Origin of the sequence: Lysobacter sp. GX 14042, assembly GCF_021390425.1 — a bacterium.
Lineage (GTDB): Bacteria > Pseudomonadota > Gammaproteobacteria > Xanthomonadales > Xanthomonadaceae > Novilysobacter.
On the sequence record NZ_JAJUWY010000005.1, the window covers coordinates 150069 to 170217 of the forward strand.

Genomic DNA, 20149 nt, shown 5'->3' on the forward strand with positions numbered 1-20149 from the left:
GGGAACAGGGAGTGTGCCGGGTTTGGCGGTGGCGGTCAGCCTCGGCCAGCGAGCGGTCAGCCGATCGCGCCGGTGAGGTCGTACAGCGGGGTCAGCACCGCCATCACCACCACCCCGACCACCGCCGCCAGCACCACGGTCACCACCGGGACCAGCGCGGCGAGCAGGCGGTCCAGGGCCACCGCGGTCTGCTGCTCGAAGGTGTCCGCGGCGCGCTCGAGCATCGCGGCAAGCTCGCCCGACTCCTCGCCGACCTGGATCATCTGCAGCGCCAGCCGCGGGAAACGCTCCCCGCGCCCCAGCGCCAACGACACCGGCACGCCGTTGCGGACCTGCTCGGTGGCGGCCTCCACGTCGGCGCCGAGCACCCGGTTGCCCATCACCTTGCGCGCGATGCCCAGCGCCGCCATCAGCGGCACCCCGTTGCGTACCAACGTGCCCAGGGTGCGCGCCAGGCGCGCGGTCTCGACCTTGGCCACCAGCGGGCCGAAGAAACGCCGGCGCAGCAGCCAGCCGTCCAGCCGCCCGCGGAACGCCGGATCGCGGCTGCGCCGGTCCAGCCACAGCAGCGCCAGGCATGGCGCGGCCAGCAGCACGATCCACCACTCGCGCACGAACATCCCGACCCCGATCACCGCGCGGGTGAACAGCGGCAGCGGCGCGTCCAGGCTCTCGTACATCTGCGCGAACTGCGGCACCACGTAGCCGAGCAGGAACAGCAGCGCCAGCCCGACCATCACCAGCAGGATCGCCGGGTACACCAGCGCGTTGATGACCCGCGCCTTCAGCGCCGCCGCCCGCTCCAGGTAATCGGCCAGCCGCGACAGCGTCTCCGCCAGCGCGCCGCCGGCCTCGCCGGCCCGGACCATGTTCACGTACAGCCGCGAGAACGTCCCGTGCTGGCGCTCCAGCGCCGCCGACAGCGAGGCACCGCCGCGCACCGCCTCGCGCATGTCGGCGACGATCCGCCGTGCCGGCTCGTCGTCGGGCAGCTCCAGCAGGATCGTTAGCGCACGGTCCAGCGGCTGCCCGGCCCCCAGCAGCGTGGCCAGCTGGCGGGTGAACTGCACCAGCCGCTCGCCGGCCAGTGGCCTGGGCTTGAACAGCGCCCGCCACGAGGCGGTGCCGCCACCCTGGCCGGCCGGCAGCGCCTCCACCGGCAGGTGGCCCTGCTCCTGCAGGCGCACCGCCACCTCGGCGTCGCTGGCGGCCTCCATCTGGCCCTCCAGCAGCTCGCCCTGGGTGTTGAGGGCCTTGTAGGAATACAGCGGCATCTATCCGGCTCCGTCGTTCCCGCGGACGTCCCGATCGTCATTCCCGCGGACGTCCCGATCGTCATTCCCGCGGACGCGGGAATCCATGGACGTTATGGTTTCCTGGTCCGCGGTGATGGATCCCCGCGTGCGCGGGGATGACGTATCGACATGCGGGGCTGTCGAATCGATGTGCGGGGCTGTCGAATCGATGTGCGGGGATGACGTGTCGATGTGCGGGGATGACGTGTCGACGTGCGGGGATGACGGTGCGGCAGGTCGCGGCTCCAGTCCGACGATGTCGGGCCACAGGTCACGCCATGAGGGATTGGACGAATCCACCAGTTCCACCTTCCAGGCCCGCCGCCACTTCTTCAGTCGCTTCTCGCGCAGGATCGCCGATTCCATCGTCTCATGCTGCTCGTACCAGACCAGGCGGGTGATGTCGTACTTCGCAGTGAAGCCGTCGACTGCGTGTTCCCGATGCTGCCATATGCGGGCTATGAGATTGCTGGTGACACCGAGATAGAGGGTGCCGTTGGGTTTGCTGGCCAGCAGGTAGACGCAGGGGTGCCTTTCCACTTTGCTTCACTCCTTGAAGCGGCAGGTCCATGGATTGCCGCGTTCGCGGCAATGACGGGGAACCGGGCGACAGCGACGTCCATGGATTCCCGCGTTCGCGGGAATGACGGGGGACTAGGCGTCCTCGGTGACGCGCAGGACTTCCTCCAGCGTGGTCATGCCGGCCAGGGCCTTGGCGATGCCGTCCTCGAACATGGTGCGCATGCCGGCCTCGCGGGCCAGGTGCTCGATCTCGCCCATCCCGGCGTGGCGCATCACCGCCGCGCGCAGGGCGTCGTCGATGGGCATGAACTCCATGATCGTGGTGCGGCCCCGGTAGCCGGTGGGCGCGGCCTCGGACGGCACCGGACGATACAGGTGGATCTCGCCGTCGGGCTGGAAACGGCGCAGGCCGAAGCGCTCGATCTGCTCCGCGCTGGCCGGGTAGCGCCGGGCGCTCGCCGGGTCGAGCCGGCGCACCAGGCGCTGGGCGAGGATGCCGTTGACCGTCGAGGTCAGCAGGTAGTCCTCCACCCCCATGTCCAGCAGCCGGGTGATGCCGCCGGCGGCGTTGTTGGTGTGCAGGGTGCTCAGCACCAGGTGGCCGGTGAGCGCGGACTGGATCGCGATGCGCGCGGTCTCCAGGTCGCGCATCTCGCCGATCATGATGATGTCCGGGTCCTGGCGGACGATCGAGCGCAGCGCGCCGGCGAAGTCCAGGCCGATCTGCGGCCGCGCCTGGATCTGGTTGATGCCCTCGATCTGGTACTCGACCGGATCCTCGACGGTGATGATCTTGACGTCCGGCGTGTTGAGCTGGCCCAGCGCGGTGTACAGCGTGGTGGTCTTGCCCGAACCGGTCGGGCCGGTCACCAGCAGGATGCCGTGCGGCTGCGCGAGCACCCTGCGGAACTGCGGCAGGAACTCATCGGTGAAGCCGAGCTGGTGGAAATCCAGCACCACCGCCTGGCGGTCGAGCAGGCGCATCACCACGCTCTCGCCATGCGCGGTCGGCACCGTGCTCACGCGCAGGTCCAGCTCCTTGCCCTGCACCCGCAGCATGATCCGCCCGTCCTGCGGCAGCCGGCGCTCGGCGATGTCCAGCCGCGCCATGATCTTGATCCGGCTGACCACCGCCGCGGTCAGGTTGGCCGGCGGGCTCTCGCCGTCCACCAGCACCCCGTCGACGCGGTAGCGCACCTTGAGCCGGTTCTCGAACGGTTCGATGTGGATGTCCGAGGCGCGCAGCTCGACCGCACGCTGGATCAACAGGTTGACCAGCCGGATCACCGGCGCCTCGGAGGCCAGGTCGCGCAGGTGCTCGACGTCGTCCAGGTCCCCGGACTCGCCCTCCGCGGTCTCCACGATCGTGCCCATCGCACTGCGGCCCTGGCCGTGCCAGCGCTCGACCAGATCGACGATTTCCGAGCGCAGGCCCACCTGCAGGCGCACCTCGCGACCGGTCGCCAGGCGCACCGCGTCGACGATGTAGGCATCGTGCGGATCGGCGGCGAGCAGGTCGACCGTCCCTTCGTCGACCGCAACAGGACAGGCGGCGAACTGCTTCATGAAGCGCGGGGTGAGCGCCACATCCTCGGGCGGGAACTCCGGCAGCGCGCGCGTATCGGCCAGCGGCAGCCCCAGCACCTGGGCACTGGACTCGGCATGGTCGCGCTCGGACACCAGCCCCAGCCGGCCCAGCAACCCGAGCAGGCCGCCGCCGGTCTCGGCCTGCAGCCGCCGGGCGCGGACCAGGTCGGGCGACTTGAGCGCACCGCGCGCCAGCAGCGCCTCGACGATGCGCTCGTCCGGTGTCGTGATGGGAGTTGACTCGATGGCCGCGCTCACGCCGGGCCTCCGCCGGGGGGTGGCGCCGACTTTAGCAGTGGGAAAGGGAGAGCGAGGAACGGGGAGCGAGGAACGAGTGGAGAGGAGTGAGGAACGAGTAAAGGCGCGTAGCCCACCGACGAATGTAGTAGCGCTTTAGCCGGGACTGGCGGCTTCACCCACGCGACTTTCGTGGTGATGCCATACGCGCAGGATGACCACAAAGTCCTTGCGCACCAGATAGCGCACTACGTAGTCGCCAAAGGAGAAATCACGAATTTCTGCAGGCGGGGGGAACCCCTCCACCCTGCGCCCCATGAAAGGAGACGCAGAAAGCCGCTCCACGCGGGCCGTGAGATCCCCAGCGACCCTCGCGGCAGCGGTCGGGTCATGCACGGCGATGAATCGCCGCAGCCTGGTGAGATCTGCGACAGCGTCCTTCGAATACGTGAGCCTCATTGGCCGCTAGCGGGCGGCGGGAGCTCGTCGTCACTGCCCCACGAGTCGAGCCAGGCGTGCACCGCCTGCCCCGACACGACTTCACCGCGGGCGACCGAATCGATGGCAGCCAGGGTCTCCTCCATGCGCGAACGTTGCGCCTGGTGTCGGGCCACGTATTCGCGCACCGCCTCGTTGACCAGCCAGTTCCGGCTGCGGTTCAACTGCTGCGCGGTTTCACGAAGGTCCTGTTCGACTTCGGGCTGCAAACGGATGCTGGTCACGGCCATGGGGGCTCCGGATAGGGGTCCCGGGACAGTGTAGTACGTCGTGCTACAGGCGGGAGCGAGGAACGAGTGAAGAGGAGTGAGGAACGAGTAAAAGCGGGTAGCCGGGCGAGGCACCCACACACACACAGCCCTCCTCCCATCATCCCCGCGCACGCGGGGAGCCATGGCGCCGGTGCCGTATCCGGAAGGCGTGCCTCCGAAGCCATCGCCAACCGCCAGGAGCCGGCTGTCGTGGGGGAGAGGCCGCCCGACTTCAAAAAGGGCCGAAGGCCCGTCAGGAGGGCGGCCTCTCCCCCACGACAGCCGGCTCCCCGCGAAGTCCCCGAAGGATCACGCGCCCTCCCGGAAAACCTCAAAGTCCATGGATCCCCGCGTGCGCGGGGATGACGGGCGCTTATCGCGTCCCGTAGACCACTATGGTCTTTCCGCGCGCATGCAGCTTGCCGTCGGCCTCCAGCTTCTTCAGCACCCGCCCGGCCATCTCGCGCGAGCAGCCCACCAGGCGCGACAGCTCCTGGCGCGAGACCCGGATCTGCGTGCCGTCCGGATGGCTCATCGCCTCCGGCTCGCGCGCCAGGTCGAACAGGGTGCGCACGATGCGGTCGGTGACGTCCAGGAATGCCAGCCGGCTGGCCTTGCGGCTGGTGTCCAGCAGCCGGCGGGAGATCTGCGCGCCCATCGCGTACAGCAGCTTGGGCGCGTCGGGCGCCAGTCGCGACAGCAGCAGTTCGTAGAAGCGCTCATGCCCGATCTCGGCGAGCTCGCACGGCGTGCGGGTGCGCAGGATCACCTCGCGGTGGGTGCTCTCCACGAACAGGCCCAGCTCGCCGACGAACTCCCCCGGCCCGAAGTAGCCCAGCACCAGCTCACGCCCGTCATCTTCCTCGGCGATGATGCTGACCGAGCCGGACACCAGGTAGTACAGCGTATTGGCGGGATCGCCCGGCCGGAACACATCGGTACGCGACGGGTAGCGCCGGCGATGGCAGTGCGCCAGGAAGCGTTCGATCGTCGCCCCGTCAGGGGTCAACGGCGTATGCGGGCGGCGCATCAGGGTAGTAGGAGTGACCGGGAAGGCAGACATGGTTCATGAACGAAATTTTCACGCGAGCTTAGGCGGTACGCCACGCGGTGGCAAATGATGTCGCGGCGCGGCAGCTTCTGACATCGCGCCCCGCCGACTTGAACACCGTCGCAACTCCAGCCCGGGCATGGTTCCAACACGGGTGGCGCATGCCGCATAATTCCGCTCTTGTGTCCCGAACCCGGTAAATGCCAGTGGTCCAGCCCAAGCCGTTGCCGCGTCTGCGCCTGCAGGGGTTCAACAACCTCACCAAGGCGCTGTCGTTCAACATCTACGATGTCTGCTACGCCTCGTCGGAAGACGAGCGCCGCCGCTACATCGAGTACATCGACGAGGTGTACAACGCCGACCGGCTGACGCAGATCCTGACCAGCGTCGCCGAGATCATCGGCGCCAACATCCTGCACGTGTCCCGCCAGGACTACGACCCGCAGGGTGCGTCGGTGACCATCCTCATTTCCGAGGAGCCGGTGGTCGACAAGAAGGACGCCAAGGGCGTGATCTCCGATGCGGTGGTCGCGCACATGGACAAGTCGCACATCACCGTGCACACCTATCCGGAGACCCACCCGGACAACGGCATCGCGACCTTCCGCGCCGACATCGACGTGGCCACCTGCGGGGTGATCTCGCCGCTGAAGGCGCTGAACTTCCTGATCGAGTCGCTCGAGTCCGACATCGTGATCATGGATTACCGCGTCCGCGGCTTCACCCGCGACATCAAGGGCAAGAAGCACTACATCGACCACCGGATCAACTCGATCCAGGACTATCTGGCCAAGAACATCAAGTCGCGCTACGAGATGCTCGACGTCAACGTCTACCAGGAAAACATCTTCCACACCAAGATGCACCTGAAGGACTTCGACCTCGACCAGTACCTGTTCGAGGAGCGCGCGCGCAACCTGTCGTTCAAGGACCGCATGAAGGTCGAGATGCGCCTGAAGCGCGAGATCGAAGAGCTCTACCACGGCCGCAACCTGGCCGACTGACCCCCGCGCCGTCATCCCCGCGCACGCGGGGATCCATGGACGTTACGCGCCTCAGATCCGGTAGGCGACCGCCTTCATCACCTTCGACGCGGCCGCCATCACCGACGGGATCGGGAAGGGCAGCACCCGCGCACCCGCCGCTTCGGCGTTGTCGGCGTGGCGCGCCTCGTCGGCCTTCATCACTTCCAGGATCGCCCGGCTGCGCGTATCGGCCGGCGGCAGGTGGTCCAGGTGCTCGTCGATGTGCGCCTCGACCTGGCGCTCGGTCTCGACCACGAACCCAAGGTTCCAGCCGTCGCCGCGCAGGCCGGCGGCGGTGCCGATCGCGTAGCTGCCGGCGTACCACAGCGGGTTGAGCAGGCTGGGGCGGCTGTCGAGTTCGCGCAGGCGGTCGGCGCACCAGGCCAGGTGGTCGGTCTCTTCCTGGGCGGCGTGCAGCAGGTGTTCGCGGGTGGCTTCGTCGCGGGCGACCGTGGCCTGCCCCAGGTACAGGGCCTGGGCGCAGACCTCACCAACGTGGTTGATGCGCATCAGGCCGGCGGCGTGGCGGCGCTCGGCGTCCTCCAGCACGACCTCCGGCTCGCCGATGGCGGGGTTGGGGCGGGCGGCGGGCGGGTTTCCGAACACGGTCTCCAGGGCGCGCTGGCCCTGGTCCAGCAGGCGGTCGAGCGGGGTGAGGCGGCGGATGGTGGTCATGGGGCGATTCTAATGCGGCGGCCGGATGGGGGCGGCCTGGAGTTGATCCGCCAGCAGTTCCAGCGGGTGCTGTACGGGCACCGCGGCGCCGTTCGCCAGGTGCAGGCGGCAGCCGATGTTGGCGCTCAACACCGCGGTCGCGCCACTGGCCCGGAGCTGGTCCAGCAGGGGCTGGCGGAAGGCGTCGGCCCGCTGCGGATCGAGCAGCATGGCGCTGCCCGCGGCGCCGCAACAGCCGTGGCCGGCGTCGAGTTCGAGCACCTGCAACTCCGGCACCCGCGCCAGCAGCCGGCGCAGCGCCGGGACCGAGCCGACCACGTTGCGCTGGGTGCACGGCAGGTGCAGGGCGATGCGCTCGGCCAGGGGCGCGAAGGCCAGGCGATCGGCATGGCGGTCGAGGAAGTCGAGTGCGTCGAAGCTGCGGCCGGAGACAGCGCGGGCCACCGATTCGTGGCAGCCGGTGGCAAGGGTGAGGATGGGGGTGGTCGCAGCTGAAGCCGCTCCCGTGGGTGATGGGGGGCTGGCGAACGCGGAGCGGTTCCGTGCCGCCAATGCGTCGGCGGCCTGCAGGTTGCCGGCGTGGGAGTGCAGGGCGCCGCAGCAGGTCTGGTCCGGCGGGACGTCGACCGCGATACCCAGTGCGGCCAGCAGGCGGACGAGGGCGGCGCGGGCCGGCGGCTCGTAGGCGCGGGCGACGCAGCCGGTGAACAGCTGCACGCGCCGGGGCAGGGCGACGTTGGTGCTGGGGGCCCCGGTCGCCGCGCGCGGCGGAGTCGCCTGGGCCGGGCCCGGCATTGGCCGGGTCGGCATGGGCGGAACCGGCAGTGGCCGCCAGGCAGCCGGAACCAGCGGCCCCAATCGCCGGTACAGGCCGAACAACAGTGCCAGCCAGCGCGGCCGCGCAACCAGCCACTCGATCACCCGCTGCCCGGTTCCGGCCCCGCGCCGCCCACGCTGGATGCCGCGGGCGGCCACCAGCAGTTCGCCGTACTGCACGCCCGCCGGGCAGACCGCCTCGCAGGCACGGCAGGCCAGGCAGTCGTCCAGGTGCCGGTCGCCGGCCGCGGTCGGCTCGACCAGGTCCAGCGCCCAGCCGCGGGCCAGCGCGATACGGCCGCGTGGGGACTGCGGCTCAAGCCGCTCCAGTGAATAGGTGGGGCAGGCGGGCAGGCACAGGCCGCATTGCACGCAGCGGTCGGCCAGTGCGATCAGGTTGTCACGGGGAGTGGCGCGGGGCACCGGGCGATGCTAGCATGGCCGGCTCGCGCGACTTGCGGTGGCTGCCCGTGGCGGCTACACTTCGCGTCTTTCGTTCCACCCTTTTCACAACGCGATGGTGGAGTTCCGCGGCAGCGGCCGGACACGGCATGCGGCAGCAGACGGAACCAGCCCGACCAGGTACCCCAATCAGTCATGAAGACCTTCACCGCCAAGAACGAGACCGTCCAGCGTGACTGGTACGTGGTCGATGCCTCCGGCAAGACCCTCGGCCGCCTCGCCGCCGAGCTCGCCCACCGCCTGCGCGGCAAGCACAAGCCCGTGTACACCCCCCACGTCGACACCGGCGACTACATCGTCGTGGTCAATGCCGACAAGATCGCCGTGACCGGCAACAAGCTGGCGGACAAGAAGTACTACCGCTTCACCGGCTACATCGGCAACCTCAAGAGCGAGACCCTGGGCCAGGCGCTGCAGCGCCACCCCGAGCGCGTCATCGAGATGGCGGTCAAGGGCATGCTGCCGAAGAACCCGCTGGGCCGCGCGATGTACCGCAAGCTCAAGGTCTACGCCGGCCCCGAGCATCCGCACACCGCCCAGCAGCCGCAGCCGCTCGACATCTAAGGTCACCGATCATGGCAATCCAGCAGAACTACGGCACCGGCCGTCGCAAGTCCTCCACCGCCCGCGTGTTCCTGCGCAAGGGTGAGGGCACCATCACCATCAACGACCGTCCGATCGAGGACTTCTTCGGCCGCGAGACCGCGCGCATGATCGTGCGCCAGCCGCTCGAGCTGACCCAGTCGTTGGACAAGTTCGACGTCAAGGTCACCGTCAGCGGCGGCGGCACCACCGGCCAGGCCGGCGCCATCCGCCTGGGCATCGCCCGCGCGCTGGTGGACTACGACGACACCCTGAAGGGCGACCTGCGCCGCGCCGGGTTCATGACCCGCGATGCCCGCGAGGTCGAGCGCAAGAAGGTCGGCCTGCACAAGGCCCGTCGCGCGACCCAGTTCTCCAAGCGCTAAGGGCTTTTGCCCACGGGGCGGATTGGTTTACAATCCGCCTCCCACAGCCCCGTCGCCAAGCGGTAAGGCACCTGACTCTGACTCAGGCATTCGGTGGTTCGAATCCATCCGGGGCTGCCATCTTCAACAAGAAACCCGCCGAAAGGCGGGTTTTTTGTTGCGGGAAACGAGTGAAGAGGAGCGAGAAAGGCGAGGAATGAGTTAAGAGGAGTGAGGAACGAGTAAAAGCAACGGCAAAGGCGTGCGTCCCCGATGTGGGCGGGCCCCTGCTTCGGCCTTTGCTCTCACTCGTTCCTCACTCCTCTTCACTCGTTTCTCGCCCTTAACTCGTTCCTCGCCCTTGGTTACACTTGAAACCATTGCGTCCCAAAGGCGCGGGTCAAGCCAAGGAGTCAACGATGAAGCTCGGTTCCCTGAAGGAGGGCGGCCGCGACGGCACCCTGATCGTGGTCTCGCGCGACCTGTCGCGTGCGGTGCGTGCCACCGGCATCGCCGACACCCTGCAGCGTGCGCTGGAGGACTGGGCCACGACCGCGCCGAAGCTCGGGGAACTGTACGACGCGCTCAACGACGGCCGTGCCGAGGGCGCTTTCGATGTCGACTTCGCCGCGCTGGCCGCGCCGTTGCCGCGCGCCTACGAGTTCGTCGACGGCAGTGCCTACCTGCCGCACGTGGAGCGGGTGCGCAAGGCGCGCGGGGCCGAGGTGCCGGAGAGCTTCTACACCGATCCGCTGATGTACCAGGCGACCAGCGCCGGCTTCCATGGCCCGCGTGACCCGGTGGTGGTGCCCAGCGAGGAGCACGGGATCGACCTGGAGGCCGAACTGGTGGTCATCACCGACGACGTGCCGATGGCCGCGGGTCCGGAGGCCACCGCTGGCCACATCAAGCTGGTCGGGCTGGTCAACGACGTCAGCCTGCGCGGGCTGATCCCCGGCGAGCTGGCCAAGGGCTTCGGCTTCCTGCAGTCCAAGCCGCGCTCGGCGCTGAGCCCGGTGTTCGTGACACCCGACGAGCTCGGCGATGCCTGGCGCGACACCAAGGTCCACCTGCCGATGCTCACCCACGTCAACGGCAAGTGGTTCGGCGCGCCGGAAGCCGGGGTCGACATGCAGTTCAACTTCGCCCAGCTGGTCGCCCATGCGGCGCGAACGCGGCCGCTGTCGGCGGGCACCATCGTCGGCTCGGGCACCATCGCCAACGAGGACACCAGCCTGGGCGCCTCGTGCTTCGCCGAGCAGCGCACCGTCGAGACCCTGCGCGATGGCAAGCCGACCACGCCGTTCATGAGCTTCGGCGATACCGTGCGCATCGAGATGCTCGATCGCGAAGGCAACAGCATCTTCGGTGCGATCGAGCAGCGGATCGAACAAGCCGAGTGAGGCGAGAACGAGTGGAGAGAAACGAGGAACGAGTAAAGGCATCCGTTCGCGGCGGGCTCCGCTCACCTCCCGCGTACGCGGGGATGACGGACGGCATACGATGACCCGGGAAAGGTCCACCATGGCCGACCAACTCCAGCTCCATTCGTACTGGCGCTCCAGCGCCGCCTACCGCGTGCGCATCGGGCTCAACCTCAAGGGCCTGGACTACGCCATCGTGCCGGTGCACCTGGTGCGCGATGGCGGGGAACAGCACACGCCCGGCTATCACGCCCTGAATCCGCAGGAACTGGTCCCGGTGCTGCAGCACGGCGAGCGGGTGCTGCGCCAGTCACTGGCGATCCTGGAGTACCTGGACGAGACCTGGGCGCAGCATCCGCTGCTGCCCGCCGACAGCCGCGGACGCGCCCGTGCCCGGGCACTGGCCCAGACCGTCGCCTGCGAGATCCACCCGATCAACAACCTGCGGGTGCTGCAGTACTTCGAGAACACCTGGAACGTGCCCCAGCCCGAGCGCGAGGACTGGGTGCGGCACTGGATCGGGCAGGGCTTCGCCGCGCTGGAGGAGATGTTGGCTGACCACCCGGGCACCGGCCGCTTCTGCGTCGGCGACATCCCCGGCGTGGCCGACTGCTGCCTGGTACCGCAGGTCTACAACGCCCGGCGGTTCGGAGTGGACCTGGCGCCGTATCCGACGATCACCCGGATCGAAGCGGCCTGCCTGGCGCTGCCCGCGTTCGACGCCGCCCGCCCGGAAAACCAGCCGGACGCCCCCCGGGTTTGATGCCAACGGTCGCTCCCGCCCGGATCAGGTACTGAACACATCCCCGTAGGGATCGTGCTCGGCGCCGGCGCCCTCGGACAGGCGGAACTTCAGCGCCAGGCCGTCGCGGGAATCCGCGGCGCGCAGGGCCTCGTCCTGGTCGACCTTGCCTTCCTTGGCCAGCCGGAACAGGCACTGGTCGAAGCTTTCCATGCCTTCCTCCAGCGACTCCTCCATCGCCTGTTTGATCTCGTGCACCTGGCCGCGGCGCATCAGGTCGCGGATGTGCGGGGTGTTGATCAGCACCTCGGTGGCGGGCACGCGGCGGCCATCGGTGCCGACCACCAGGCGCTGGCTGACCACCGCGCGCAGGTTCAGCGCCAGGTTCATCAGCACGTTGCGGTGGGCGGCCTCGGGGAAGAAGTTGAGGATCCGCTCGATGGTCTGGTCGGCGTTGTTGGAGTGCAGCGTGGCCAGGCACAGGTGGCCGGTCTCGGCGAAGCTGATCGCCGCCTCCATCGTGGTCTGGTCGAGGATCTCGCCGATCAGGATGACGTCCGGCGCCTCGCGCATCGCGTTCTTGAGCGCATTGTGGAAGGCGTGGGTGTCCAGGCCGACCTCGCGCTGGTTGACGATCGAGCGCTTGTGCCGGTGCAGGTACTCGATCGGGTCCTCGATGGTCAGGATATGCCCCGCGACGTTGGAGTTGCGGTGGTCGATCATCGACGCCAGCGTGGTCGACTTGCCCGAACCGGTGGAACCGACGATCAGCACCAGCCCGCGCGGGGCCATGATGATGTCCTTGAGCACCTGCGGCAGCTGCAGTTCCTCGATCGAGGGGATCACGCTGCGGATCGCGCGGATCACCATCGCCACCTCGCCGCGCTGCTTGAACACGTTGATGCGGAAGCGCCCGGTGTCGGCCAGGGCGTAGGCGGTGTTGAGCTCCAGGTCGCGCTCGAAGATCGGCACCTGGCCCTCGTCCATCAGGGAATAGGCGATCTTCTTGACCATGCCCGGGGGCAGTCCGGTGTTGCCGAGCGCGTGCAGCCGACCTTCGATCTTGATGTACACCGGCGCGCCGGTGGTCAGGAACATGTCCGACGCGTTCTTCTCCACCATCAGCTTCAGGAAGTAGCCGATGTCCATCAAATCGCCCCCGGAATCAGATAGAGCCGGCACGCGCGACGGCAAAGCGTTGCGGCGCGGCGGTACGTTGACCAGAATGCCGGCAACCCTATCGCGAGCCGGCTCCCCAATGACGCCCAGCTTCTCACAGATGCGCCGCCTGCTGGCGGGCACAGTTCTCGCTTGCGCACTTGCCGCTTGCGCGACCCTCCCGCCGCCGACCAGCGAGCTCAACGCCGCCCAGCAGGCGGTGGTGCGTGCCACCGGGGCCGATGCCGACCAGTACGCGCGCGAGCAGATCGAGCTGGCCCGCCAGGCCCTGGCCCGCGCCCAGTCGGCGATGGCCCAGGGCGACAACGACAACGCCCGCGCCTTCGCCCTGGCCGCCCAGGCCGACGCCGACCTGGCCCACGCCCTGAGCCGCGAGGCCCTGGCCACCGCCCAGGTCGCCCAGCGGCGCGCCGAGATCCAGCGCCTGCAAACCCAGCTGCAGCCGGAGGCCCGCCGATGAGCACCCACCGCACCGTCCTGGCCACCGCCGTGCTGGCCTTCGCCGTGGTCTCCGCCCCGGCACAGGCGCAGTCCAACGATGACCGCCTCGCCGACCTGCGCGCCCAGCTGGTCCGGCTGGAAGCCGACCCGGAACTGGGCAGCCTGGCCGCCTACGAGCGCCTGCAGGCCAGCCAGGCCATCGACGCCGCCGCCCAGGCCCGCTCCAGCACCTTCGCCGGCGCCCGCTACGTCGCCGAACGCCGGGTGCAGATCGCCCAGGTGGTCGCCCGCACTGCGGCCATGGAGCGCGAGGCCGACCGGCTCGACCGCGAGCGCAGCGAGCTGATCGTCGAAGCCAGCCGCCGCGACGCCGCCGCCGCCCGCGCCGAAGCCGAGCGCCTGCGCATCGAGGCCCAGATCCAGGCCGAGGAAGCCGCCCGCCTGCGCGCCCGCACCATGACCGACGCCGAGATGATGGCCGACGTGGAAAAAGCCCTGGAAGGCGTCGCCGACACCCAGGCCGCCCAGCTGCGCGCCGCCCGCCAGCGCGAAGCCGAGCTGCGGCGGATGGAGGAAGAACTGATGCGGGATGCCGACGACTGAGGCCCCGTACCCCGTAGCCCGGGTAAGCGAAGCGCACCCGGGTCCCCCTTGCCGGCCCCCGCTACCAGAAACCCCGGGTGCGGCCTTCGGCCTTACCCGGGCTACGTGCCGCCCCGATCCCAGTGCGACCGGCTCGGGAGTACCCGCTCAATCCTGACGCAGTCGTCCTCGCGGCGGTAAAGGATCAGGTGCCGTCCGTCAGGGCAGGCATACAGGCGGGTACCTGCTTGCCGTCACCGAGTGCTGCATCAAGCCGCGCCTGCAGATCGGCCTTGAGGCAGTCCATCCTGCGCCGGACCTCGGCGTGGGACAGCGTCGGGCGGGTATCAGCCTGTGCTTCCAGAGCGGCCTCCCGCAGCATGACTGCATAGCGCGCGTCCTCGTCCCTGACCCGCATTGCCTCCGCGCGGGCAGCCGACAAATCGATTGCGGTTGGCATGGGGATTCCAGGCAATGATTGTGCAAGCGACAGACAATGATTACACAATCGGCCATCAGGCATTCCGTAGGCTCGGGGAAGCAAAGCGCACCTCGGGACCCAAGCAGTCCATGGGTTCCCGCGTCCGCGGGAACGACGCGCCGGAAACCCCTACCTGAACCCCTCCGCACCCCCTCACATCACTGACTGTGCGGCCCCGCTTGCCGGCCCCGGAGGTCCGGAGTAGGGTCGATCATCCAGGGGCGGCATCCGGCCGCCGCCTGGCAGGACCAGGCCGATGACGCGAGGGTTCGACACCACCATCCCGCCCACAGGGCACACCGCGGCGCGTCGCCACGACGCCCGCCCCCGTGATGGTGAGCCCATTGCCGCGACCGCCTCGCCCGCGCTGCTCCAACCCCGTCCGTTCCACCCCGTACGCCCCGGCCCCGGCCGGGGCGTCGTGTTTCTGTCGCACAGGAGGCCACGCATGTTCGAAGACCAGTCGCAGCGGGACGTTGAATCGCTCATGGACAACGACCGCGAGTTCAGGCAGCTCTACCAGCACCACAAGAAGCTCGACAAGAAGGTCATGGACGCCGAGCTGGGCGTGCTGCCAATGGATCCGGACACGGTGACGCAATGGAAGCGCGAAAAGCTGGCCGCCAAGGACCAGCTGCAACGCATGTACGAAGCCCGCACGCACTGATCACGCGTACCGCATACGGGCGGTGGTGGCCCTATCCTCGTCGGGGCTGCCACCGCCCGTCTGCTTTTTTGATCCATGTACGTCTTTGGGATCCTGGGCTGAACAGGTGCATGGCTGAGTTGACACGCCATGTCAAGATTGGCGTAGACTTGCTTCGGTAGTTGAGGCGACTGACCGGATGAAATCGAGCGCCTCCCAGCGGCGAGAGCCGTAATCGCGCAAGGCGGTTCGCAAGTGGTTTTCCGGATCTGCTGTATGGAAGGCGCCCCCTTGGGCGCCTTCTTTTTATCGACGGCGCTTGGGTTTGGCTTTGGGCTTGGCCCGGTTCCCGGTGTACACCTCACCGCACACCAGCGCGAACGGCTTTGGACGACCGCGAACACCCGGAGGCGCCTTGGTTTCAGGGTAGGCGCTCTCCACGACCAGGTTCAGGTCCTGCCAAGTGCGTTGCTCGATTGGGGCGCGGCCCAGTTCGAAGAACACATGGTAAGGCCCCGCAGGATCCTCAATGGTGACTGTGTAAACCCAGTTCCGCTGGGCACTTGTCAGACTCACCGACCGTCCGGGCAGCTCCTGGAGGAAGCCTGGCAACTTGTGCGACAACCTGTAGCGGGTGGGGCAGAACATTCGCGGATGCCGAGTGTTCCGATCGATAATTGGATCACCTTGAGCGAGTAAAGTGCTGTCCAGCTTCTCGCTGAAGCAATGGCTGGTGAACGTCACATGCACCCTGAGTGTTGTCTTCGCATGCGTGCTGACGACCTGGAGCTTGAACGGCTCCAGGTGAGACAGATCGATCGACTGCCCGCCGACGATGAGTGGGAGATAGTACGAAGAGTTCAACTGCGCCTCCTTGCGCCAAGGCTTCCATGTCGTCAGACGCCGTATCTGGCGCGACGCGCTTGCATCGCCCGTGCACCTGCTCGATCTCTGCTTCGCGGCTACCATCTTTGTAGCGCAGGGCGCCTTGGTAGACGAGGGGCGGTGGGGCGTTGTGCGATGCGCGCGCCAGGTGCAGCCTTCGCCTTACCCGGGCTACGGGGTTACGTGACGGACACCGTCGTTCCCGCGCACGCGGGAACCCAAGGACGTCGCCCCCACTCGTTCCTCGTTCCTCTCCACTCGTTCCTCGCCCGTACCGTCCATGGATCCCCGCGTACGCGGGGATGACGCTTTCCCGGGCAGGTAGAATCCCCCCACACCCGCACCAAGTCCCCCCATGCCCATCGCCCACTCGGTCCTCGACCTGATCGGCAACACCCCGATCGTCCGCGCCCGCAACCTCGACACCGGCCCCTGCACGGTCTACCTGAAGCTGGAGTCGCAGAACCCCGGCGGCTCGATCAAGGACCGCATCGGGCTGCAGATGATCGAGGCCGCCGAGGCCCGCGGGGACCTCAAGCCCGGCGCCACCATTGTCGAGGGCACCGCCGGCAACACCGGCCTGGGCCTGGCCCTGGTCGCCCGGCAGAAGGGCTACAAACTGATCCTGGTGGTCCCGGACAAGATGAGCCGGGAAAAGATCTTCAACCTCAAGGCCATGGGCGCGCAGGTCGTGCTGACCCGCTCGGACGTGGCCAAGGGCCACCCGGACTACTACCAGGACCTGGCCGAGCGCATCGCCAGCGAGACCCCGGGCGCCTACTTCATCAACCAGTTCGGCAACCCGGACAACCCGGCCGCCCACGAGCACGGCACCGGCCCGGAGATCCTGGCCCAGATGGCCGAGGCCGGCGGCGTGGACGCGATCGTCTTCGGCTGCGGCAGCTCCGGCACCATGACCGGCCTGTCGCGCTGCTTCGCCAGGCAATCGCCCGATACCGAGCTGATCCTGGCCGACCCGATGGGCTCGATCCTCACCGAGTACATCAACGAAGGCACCCTGTCCGACAAGTCCGCCAGCTGGATGGTCGAGGGCATCGGCGAGGACTTTCTGCCGAGCATCTCCGACTTCACCCGGGTGAAGAAGGCCTACGCGATCAGCGACCAGGAGAGCTTCCTGACCGCCCGCGAGCTGCTGGAGAAGGAAGGCGTGCTGGGCGGCTCGTCCACCGGCACCCTGCTGGCCGCCGCGCTGAAGTACTGCCGCGAGCAGACCGAGGCGAAGAACGTGCTGGTACTGGTGCCCGACACCGGCAACAAGTACCTGTCGAAGATGTACAACGACTACTGGATGGCCGACAACGGCTTCCTAGAGCGCGAGCGCCACGGGGACCTGCGCGACTTGATCGGGCGGCCGTTCGCCAAGCGCGACACCGTGGTGGTCAGCCCCGCCGACCTGCTGGTCACCGCCTACCAGCGGATGAAGCTGTACGACGTCAGCCAGCTGCCGGTGATGGAGGACGACCAGCTGGTCGGGCTGATCGACGAGTCCGACCTGCTGCTGCACGTGTACGGAGACGAGGCGAAGTTCCGGGATCCGGTGAGTACGGCGATGGTGCGGAAGCTGGACAAGGTGGACGTGGGCGAGTCGATCGAGGCGCTGTTGCCGGTGTTCGACCGCGGGCACGTGGCGATCGTGACCAAGGGGGAGCGGTTCCTGGGGCTGATTACGCGGATTGATCTGTTGAACCATCTGCGCAGGCGGGTGGAGTGATCCGGGGCGGCGTGGAAGAGACACCCTCCAACCCAGGCCCCGGCGGCTCCAGCCGCGAACGGCCGCTCCGCATCCTCCTGATCGCCTACGAGTTTCCGCCCAGTCCATCGCCGCAGTCGCTGCGCTGGGCGTACCTGACCGACCGCCTCGCAGCACTGGGTCATGAAGTGCACGTGCTGGCACCAGACATTGGTGGAAGCATGGAAGGGCTCCCCGATCCTGGGCGGGCGATCCAGGTGCACCGAACCTTTCCCGGGCCTGTCAGGGGTGCGCTGGGCTGGCTGGCGCGCCGGAGGCCCGCTCCTGTTGTGTTCGGCAGTTCCGCAGGCGTTCCCACCTCCAGCGAAACGCCGGGAGACGGGGTCCGGGACACCCTGGAGATACCTGCCGCAGTCGAACCCCCGCGGCTGAATTGGAAGGGTCGGTTGCTGGAGCGCTTCCAGCGCGGCGTATCGTGGCTGCTGTTCCCGGATTTGCGGGCGGAGTGGCACAGGCCGGCGCGCAAGGCACTGCACCGCCTCCTTGACGATCTCAGGCCAGACGTCGTGGTGACCTCGCATGAGCCCTGCACGACGCTGCAGCTGGGCCTGCAGGCAGAACGGCGGGGTTTCCGCTGGGTGGTGGACATGGGCGACCCGGTTCTCGCGGCCTACACGCCGTGGCGTTGGCGCCACCGCGCACATGCCTTGGAGGCCACCGTGATGCGAAGGGCCGACCATGTGCTCGTCACGACCGCGCAAGCGGCGGCACTGCTGCGGGAGCGGCACGGCGCGGGCGCCGACGTCTCCGTGGTGACACAAGGGTTCGACGAGCGGATGCCGCCGGCCCAGGACGTGTCGCGCAGGCCGGATTCGATGCTGGAGCTGCTGTACGCCGGGAGCTTCTACAGCTTCCGCGATCCTCGTGCGTTGGTCGATGCCGTGCTGGCGGTGCCAGGCGTCCGGCTCAACGTTGCGTCCGGCAACGTGCCCGAGTGGTTGGCCGGGGTTGCGCGCGAACGTCCCGCGCAGGTGCGCCTGCTCGGGCGGGTGCCCCACAGGCGCCTGCTTGTGCTGCAGCGCCAGATCGATGTCTTGGTCAACCTCGCCAACCCGGACCCCAGTCAGGTTCCGGGCAAGTTCTACGAGTACCTGGGCGCGGGCAGGCCGGTGCTGCACCTGCTGGCGGGCTCCGGGCTGGACGCCACCGGCGAACTGCTCGGCGCGCTGGCCCGGGGATGGAGTTGCGCCGGTGATCGGAGCACGATCGAGCACGAGCTCCACCGCTTGGCCGAGGCGCACCGGGAAGGAGCGCTTGCCTCCGGACTCCAGCTCGGCATGGAAGCGGTGGAATCGTGGTCCTGGACCCAGAGCGCCAGTGCCGTCGCCGGGACGCTGCAGAGCGTCGTGGATCCCGTGTGAAAAATCCTTAAGGAGCGGCTGCCCGGGATTGCTAGAATGCCGGGTTCGCTTTTTTGCGGTTCGAGGCCGTTCGCCGGCCAGACAGGAGAGACATGCAGCACTCCGATGACAACAATTCCCGTCCGGGCCTCGGCACGCTCGCCATCCACGCGGGGCAGGCGCCCGATCCGTCCACCGGCGCGGTGATGCCGCCAATCTACGCGACTTCCACGTACGCGCAGTCGAGCCCAGGTGAGCACCAGGGCTTCGAGTACTCGCGCAGTCACAACCCGACGCGTTTTGCCTACGAGCGTTGCGCGGCTGGTCTTGAAGGGGGCAGCCGCGGCTTTGCATTTGCCTCTGGTCTGGCGGCGACGTCTACGGTGCTGGAGTTGCTGGACACCGGCAGTCATGTGATTGCCATGGACGATGTCTACGGCGGCAGCTACCGCCTGTTCGAGGGCGTGCGGCGGCGCAGTGCCGGGCTGGATTTCGACTGGGTGGACCTGAGCGACCTGGGCAAGTTCGAGGGCGCGATCCGGCCAGAAACAAAGATGGTGTGGATCGAGACGCCCACCAATCCGCTGCTCAAGCTGGTCGACATCGCCGCGGTGGCGGAGATCGCCCGCAAGCGCGGCTTGATCGTGGTGGTGGACAACACCTTCAGCTCGCCGATCCTGCAGCGCCCGCTGGAGCACGGCGCGCACATCGTCGTGCACTCGGCCACCAAGTACCTCAACGGCCACTCCGACATGGTCGGGGGCATGGTCGTGGTCGGCAGTGATGAACAGCTGGCGGAACGGCTCGCCTACCTGCAGAACGCCGTAGGCGCAGTGCAAGGTCCGTTCGACAGTTTTCTCGCGCTGCGGGGTCTCAAAACCCTGCACCTGCGGATGAAGGCTCACTGTGAAAGCGCACAGGCGATTTCCGAGTTCCTGCAGGGGCACGACGCGGTGCAGGAAGTAATTTACCCGGGCCTCCCGTCGCACCCCCAGCATGAGTTGGCAAAGAAGCAGATGGACGGATTTGGCGGCATTGTCTCGGTCCGCGTCAAGGGTGGATTCGAAGCCGCAAAGCGATTTTGTGAGCGAACCCAGCTGTTCACCCTAGCCGAATCACTTGGCGGAGTGGAAAGCCTGGTGAACCATCCGGCCGTGATGACGCACGCCAGCATCCCGTCAGAGAGGCGGAAAGAATTGGGGCTCGGGGATGAGCTGGTGCGGCTGAGCGTAGGGGTTGAGACGCTCTCCGATCTCCAGGCCGATCTTGCAACGGCTTTGGATCGCGCCTGA

Annotated in this window: 22 protein-coding genes and 1 tRNA gene; 12 read left to right on the forward strand and 11 right to left on the reverse strand. The window is 68.0% G+C overall.

Features of this window, described 5'->3' with window-relative positions; translation table 11 throughout:
- Positions 1-56: 56 nt before the first annotated feature.
- The 6 genes from LY625_RS09055 to crp all read right to left on the reverse strand — a co-directional run bounded on the left by LY625_RS09055 (position 57) and on the right by crp (position 5420).
- Positions 57-1274, reverse strand: coding sequence for a type II secretion system F family protein (locus LY625_RS09055; protein ID WP_233739704.1), 1218 nt, complete (start codon positions 1272-1274; stop codon positions 57-59).
- Positions 1275-1835, reverse strand: a complete 561-nt coding sequence (locus LY625_RS13495; protein WP_343223478.1) for a GIY-YIG nuclease family protein — start codon at positions 1833-1835, stop codon at positions 1275-1277.
- A 114-nt stretch (positions 1836-1949) separates the two neighbouring features.
- On the reverse strand, positions 1950-3662 hold the full coding sequence (gspE, locus tag LY625_RS09065) for a type II secretion system ATPase GspE (RefSeq protein WP_233739705.1): 1713 nt from the start codon (positions 3660-3662) through the stop codon (positions 1950-1952).
- Positions 3663-3797: 135 nt separating this feature from the next.
- Positions 3798-4100: a type II toxin-antitoxin system RelE/ParE family toxin gene (locus tag LY625_RS09070; protein WP_233739706.1), complete on the reverse strand. Its 303-nt coding sequence runs from the start codon at positions 4098-4100 to the stop codon at positions 3798-3800.
- Positions 4097-4369 (reverse strand): ribbon-helix-helix protein, CopG family, encoded by a 273-nt coding sequence (locus LY625_RS09075; RefSeq protein ID WP_233739707.1) that lies wholly within the window; start codon positions 4367-4369, stop codon positions 4097-4099. Before LY625_RS09075 ends, LY625_RS09070 begins: the two co-directional genes overlap by 4 nt.
- A gap of 394 nt (positions 4370-4763) precedes the next feature.
- A complete protein-coding gene (gene crp, locus LY625_RS09080; RefSeq protein WP_233739708.1) occupies positions 4764-5420 on the reverse strand; it encodes a cAMP-activated global transcriptional regulator CRP in 657 nt (218 codons plus the stop codon).
- 221 nt (positions 5421-5641) lie between these two features.
- On the opposite strand from crp, the gene speD reads away from it, so the two are divergent.
- Positions 5642-6445 (forward strand): adenosylmethionine decarboxylase, encoded by an 804-nt coding sequence (gene speD, locus LY625_RS09085; RefSeq protein ID WP_233739709.1) that lies wholly within the window; start codon positions 5642-5644, stop codon positions 6443-6445.
- 51 nt (positions 6446-6496) lie between these two features.
- On the opposite strand, the gene coq7 is transcribed toward speD, so the two are convergent.
- Complete coding sequence (coq7, locus tag LY625_RS09090; RefSeq protein WP_233739710.1) at positions 6497-7141, reverse strand: 2-polyprenyl-3-methyl-6-methoxy-1,4-benzoquinone monooxygenase; 645 nt, start codon at positions 7139-7141, stop codon at positions 6497-6499.
- Between the two features lie 9 nt (positions 7142-7150).
- Complete coding sequence (locus LY625_RS09095; protein WP_233739711.1) at positions 7151-8380, reverse strand: (Fe-S)-binding protein; 1230 nt, start codon at positions 8378-8380, stop codon at positions 7151-7153.
- A gap of 174 nt (positions 8381-8554) precedes the next feature.
- Here LY625_RS09095 and rplM point away from each other — a divergent pair, with 174 nt between their 5' ends.
- The 5 genes from rplM (at position 8555) to maiA (ending at position 11553) form a co-directional block, all read left to right on the forward strand.
- Positions 8555-8983 carry a 50S ribosomal protein L13 gene (gene rplM / locus LY625_RS09100; protein ID WP_233739712.1) on the forward strand — a complete coding sequence of 143 codons (429 nt, stop codon included), beginning with the start codon at positions 8555-8557 and terminating at the stop codon, positions 8981-8983.
- 11 nt (positions 8984-8994) lie between these two features.
- Entirely contained in the window at positions 8995-9387 is a 393-nt protein-coding gene (gene rpsI / locus LY625_RS09105) for a 30S ribosomal protein S9 (RefSeq protein ID WP_233739713.1), read from the forward strand.
- 45 nt (positions 9388-9432) lie between these two features.
- Positions 9433-9507: transfer RNA gene (locus tag LY625_RS09110), tRNA-Gln, on the forward strand.
- A 278-nt stretch (positions 9508-9785) separates the two neighbouring features.
- Positions 9786-10769, forward strand: coding sequence for a fumarylacetoacetate hydrolase family protein (locus tag LY625_RS09115; RefSeq protein ID WP_233739714.1), 984 nt, complete (start codon positions 9786-9788; stop codon positions 10767-10769).
- A gap of 121 nt (positions 10770-10890) precedes the next feature.
- Positions 10891-11553, forward strand: coding sequence for a maleylacetoacetate isomerase (gene maiA / locus LY625_RS09120; protein WP_233739715.1), 663 nt, complete (start codon positions 10891-10893; stop codon positions 11551-11553).
- A gap of 24 nt (positions 11554-11577) precedes the next feature.
- Here maiA and LY625_RS09125 read toward each other — a convergent pair whose 3' ends face one another.
- Positions 11578-12681 (reverse strand): PilT/PilU family type 4a pilus ATPase, encoded by a 1104-nt coding sequence (locus LY625_RS09125; protein WP_233739716.1) that lies wholly within the window; start codon positions 12679-12681, stop codon positions 11578-11580.
- Positions 12682-12790: 109 nt separating this feature from the next.
- On the opposite strand from LY625_RS09125, the gene LY625_RS09130 reads away from it, so the two are divergent.
- Together LY625_RS09130 and LY625_RS13440 are read left to right on the forward strand one after the other, a co-directional pair.
- Entirely contained in the window at positions 12791-13171 is a 381-nt protein-coding gene (locus LY625_RS09130; protein ID WP_233739717.1) for a DUF4398 domain-containing protein, read from the forward strand.
- Complete coding sequence (locus tag LY625_RS13440) at positions 13168-13755, forward strand: hypothetical protein (RefSeq protein ID WP_305067671.1); 588 nt, start codon at positions 13168-13170, stop codon at positions 13753-13755. The genes LY625_RS09130 and LY625_RS13440 overlap by 4 nt, the downstream gene beginning before the upstream one ends.
- A 184-nt stretch (positions 13756-13939) precedes the next feature.
- On the opposite strand, the gene LY625_RS09140 is transcribed toward LY625_RS13440, so the two are convergent.
- Entirely contained in the window at positions 13940-14194 is a 255-nt protein-coding gene (locus tag LY625_RS09140; RefSeq protein WP_233739718.1) for a hypothetical protein, read from the reverse strand.
- Positions 14195-14663: 469 nt separating this feature from the next.
- Here LY625_RS09140 and LY625_RS09145 point away from each other — a divergent pair, with 469 nt between their 5' ends.
- Positions 14664-14882, forward strand: a complete 219-nt coding sequence (locus tag LY625_RS09145) for a YdcH family protein (protein WP_233739719.1) — start codon at positions 14664-14666, stop codon at positions 14880-14882.
- 285 nt (positions 14883-15167) lie between these two features.
- On the opposite strand, the gene LY625_RS09150 is transcribed toward LY625_RS09145, so the two are convergent.
- Complete coding sequence (locus LY625_RS09150) at positions 15168-15725, reverse strand: heat-shock protein (RefSeq protein ID WP_233739720.1); 558 nt, start codon at positions 15723-15725, stop codon at positions 15168-15170.
- 376 nt (positions 15726-16101) lie between these two features.
- On the opposite strand from LY625_RS09150, the gene LY625_RS09155 reads away from it, so the two are divergent.
- From LY625_RS09155 to LY625_RS09165, 3 genes are all read left to right on the forward strand, one after another.
- Positions 16102-17478, forward strand: a complete 1377-nt coding sequence (locus LY625_RS09155) for a pyridoxal-phosphate dependent enzyme (protein WP_233739721.1) — start codon at positions 16102-16104, stop codon at positions 17476-17478.
- Between the two features lie 11 nt (positions 17479-17489).
- Positions 17490-18878, forward strand: coding sequence for a glycosyltransferase (locus LY625_RS09160; protein WP_233739722.1), 1389 nt, complete (start codon positions 17490-17492; stop codon positions 18876-18878).
- 92 nt (positions 18879-18970) lie between these two features.
- Complete coding sequence (locus tag LY625_RS09165; RefSeq protein WP_233739723.1) at positions 18971-20149, forward strand: cystathionine gamma-synthase; 1179 nt, start codon at positions 18971-18973, stop codon at positions 20147-20149.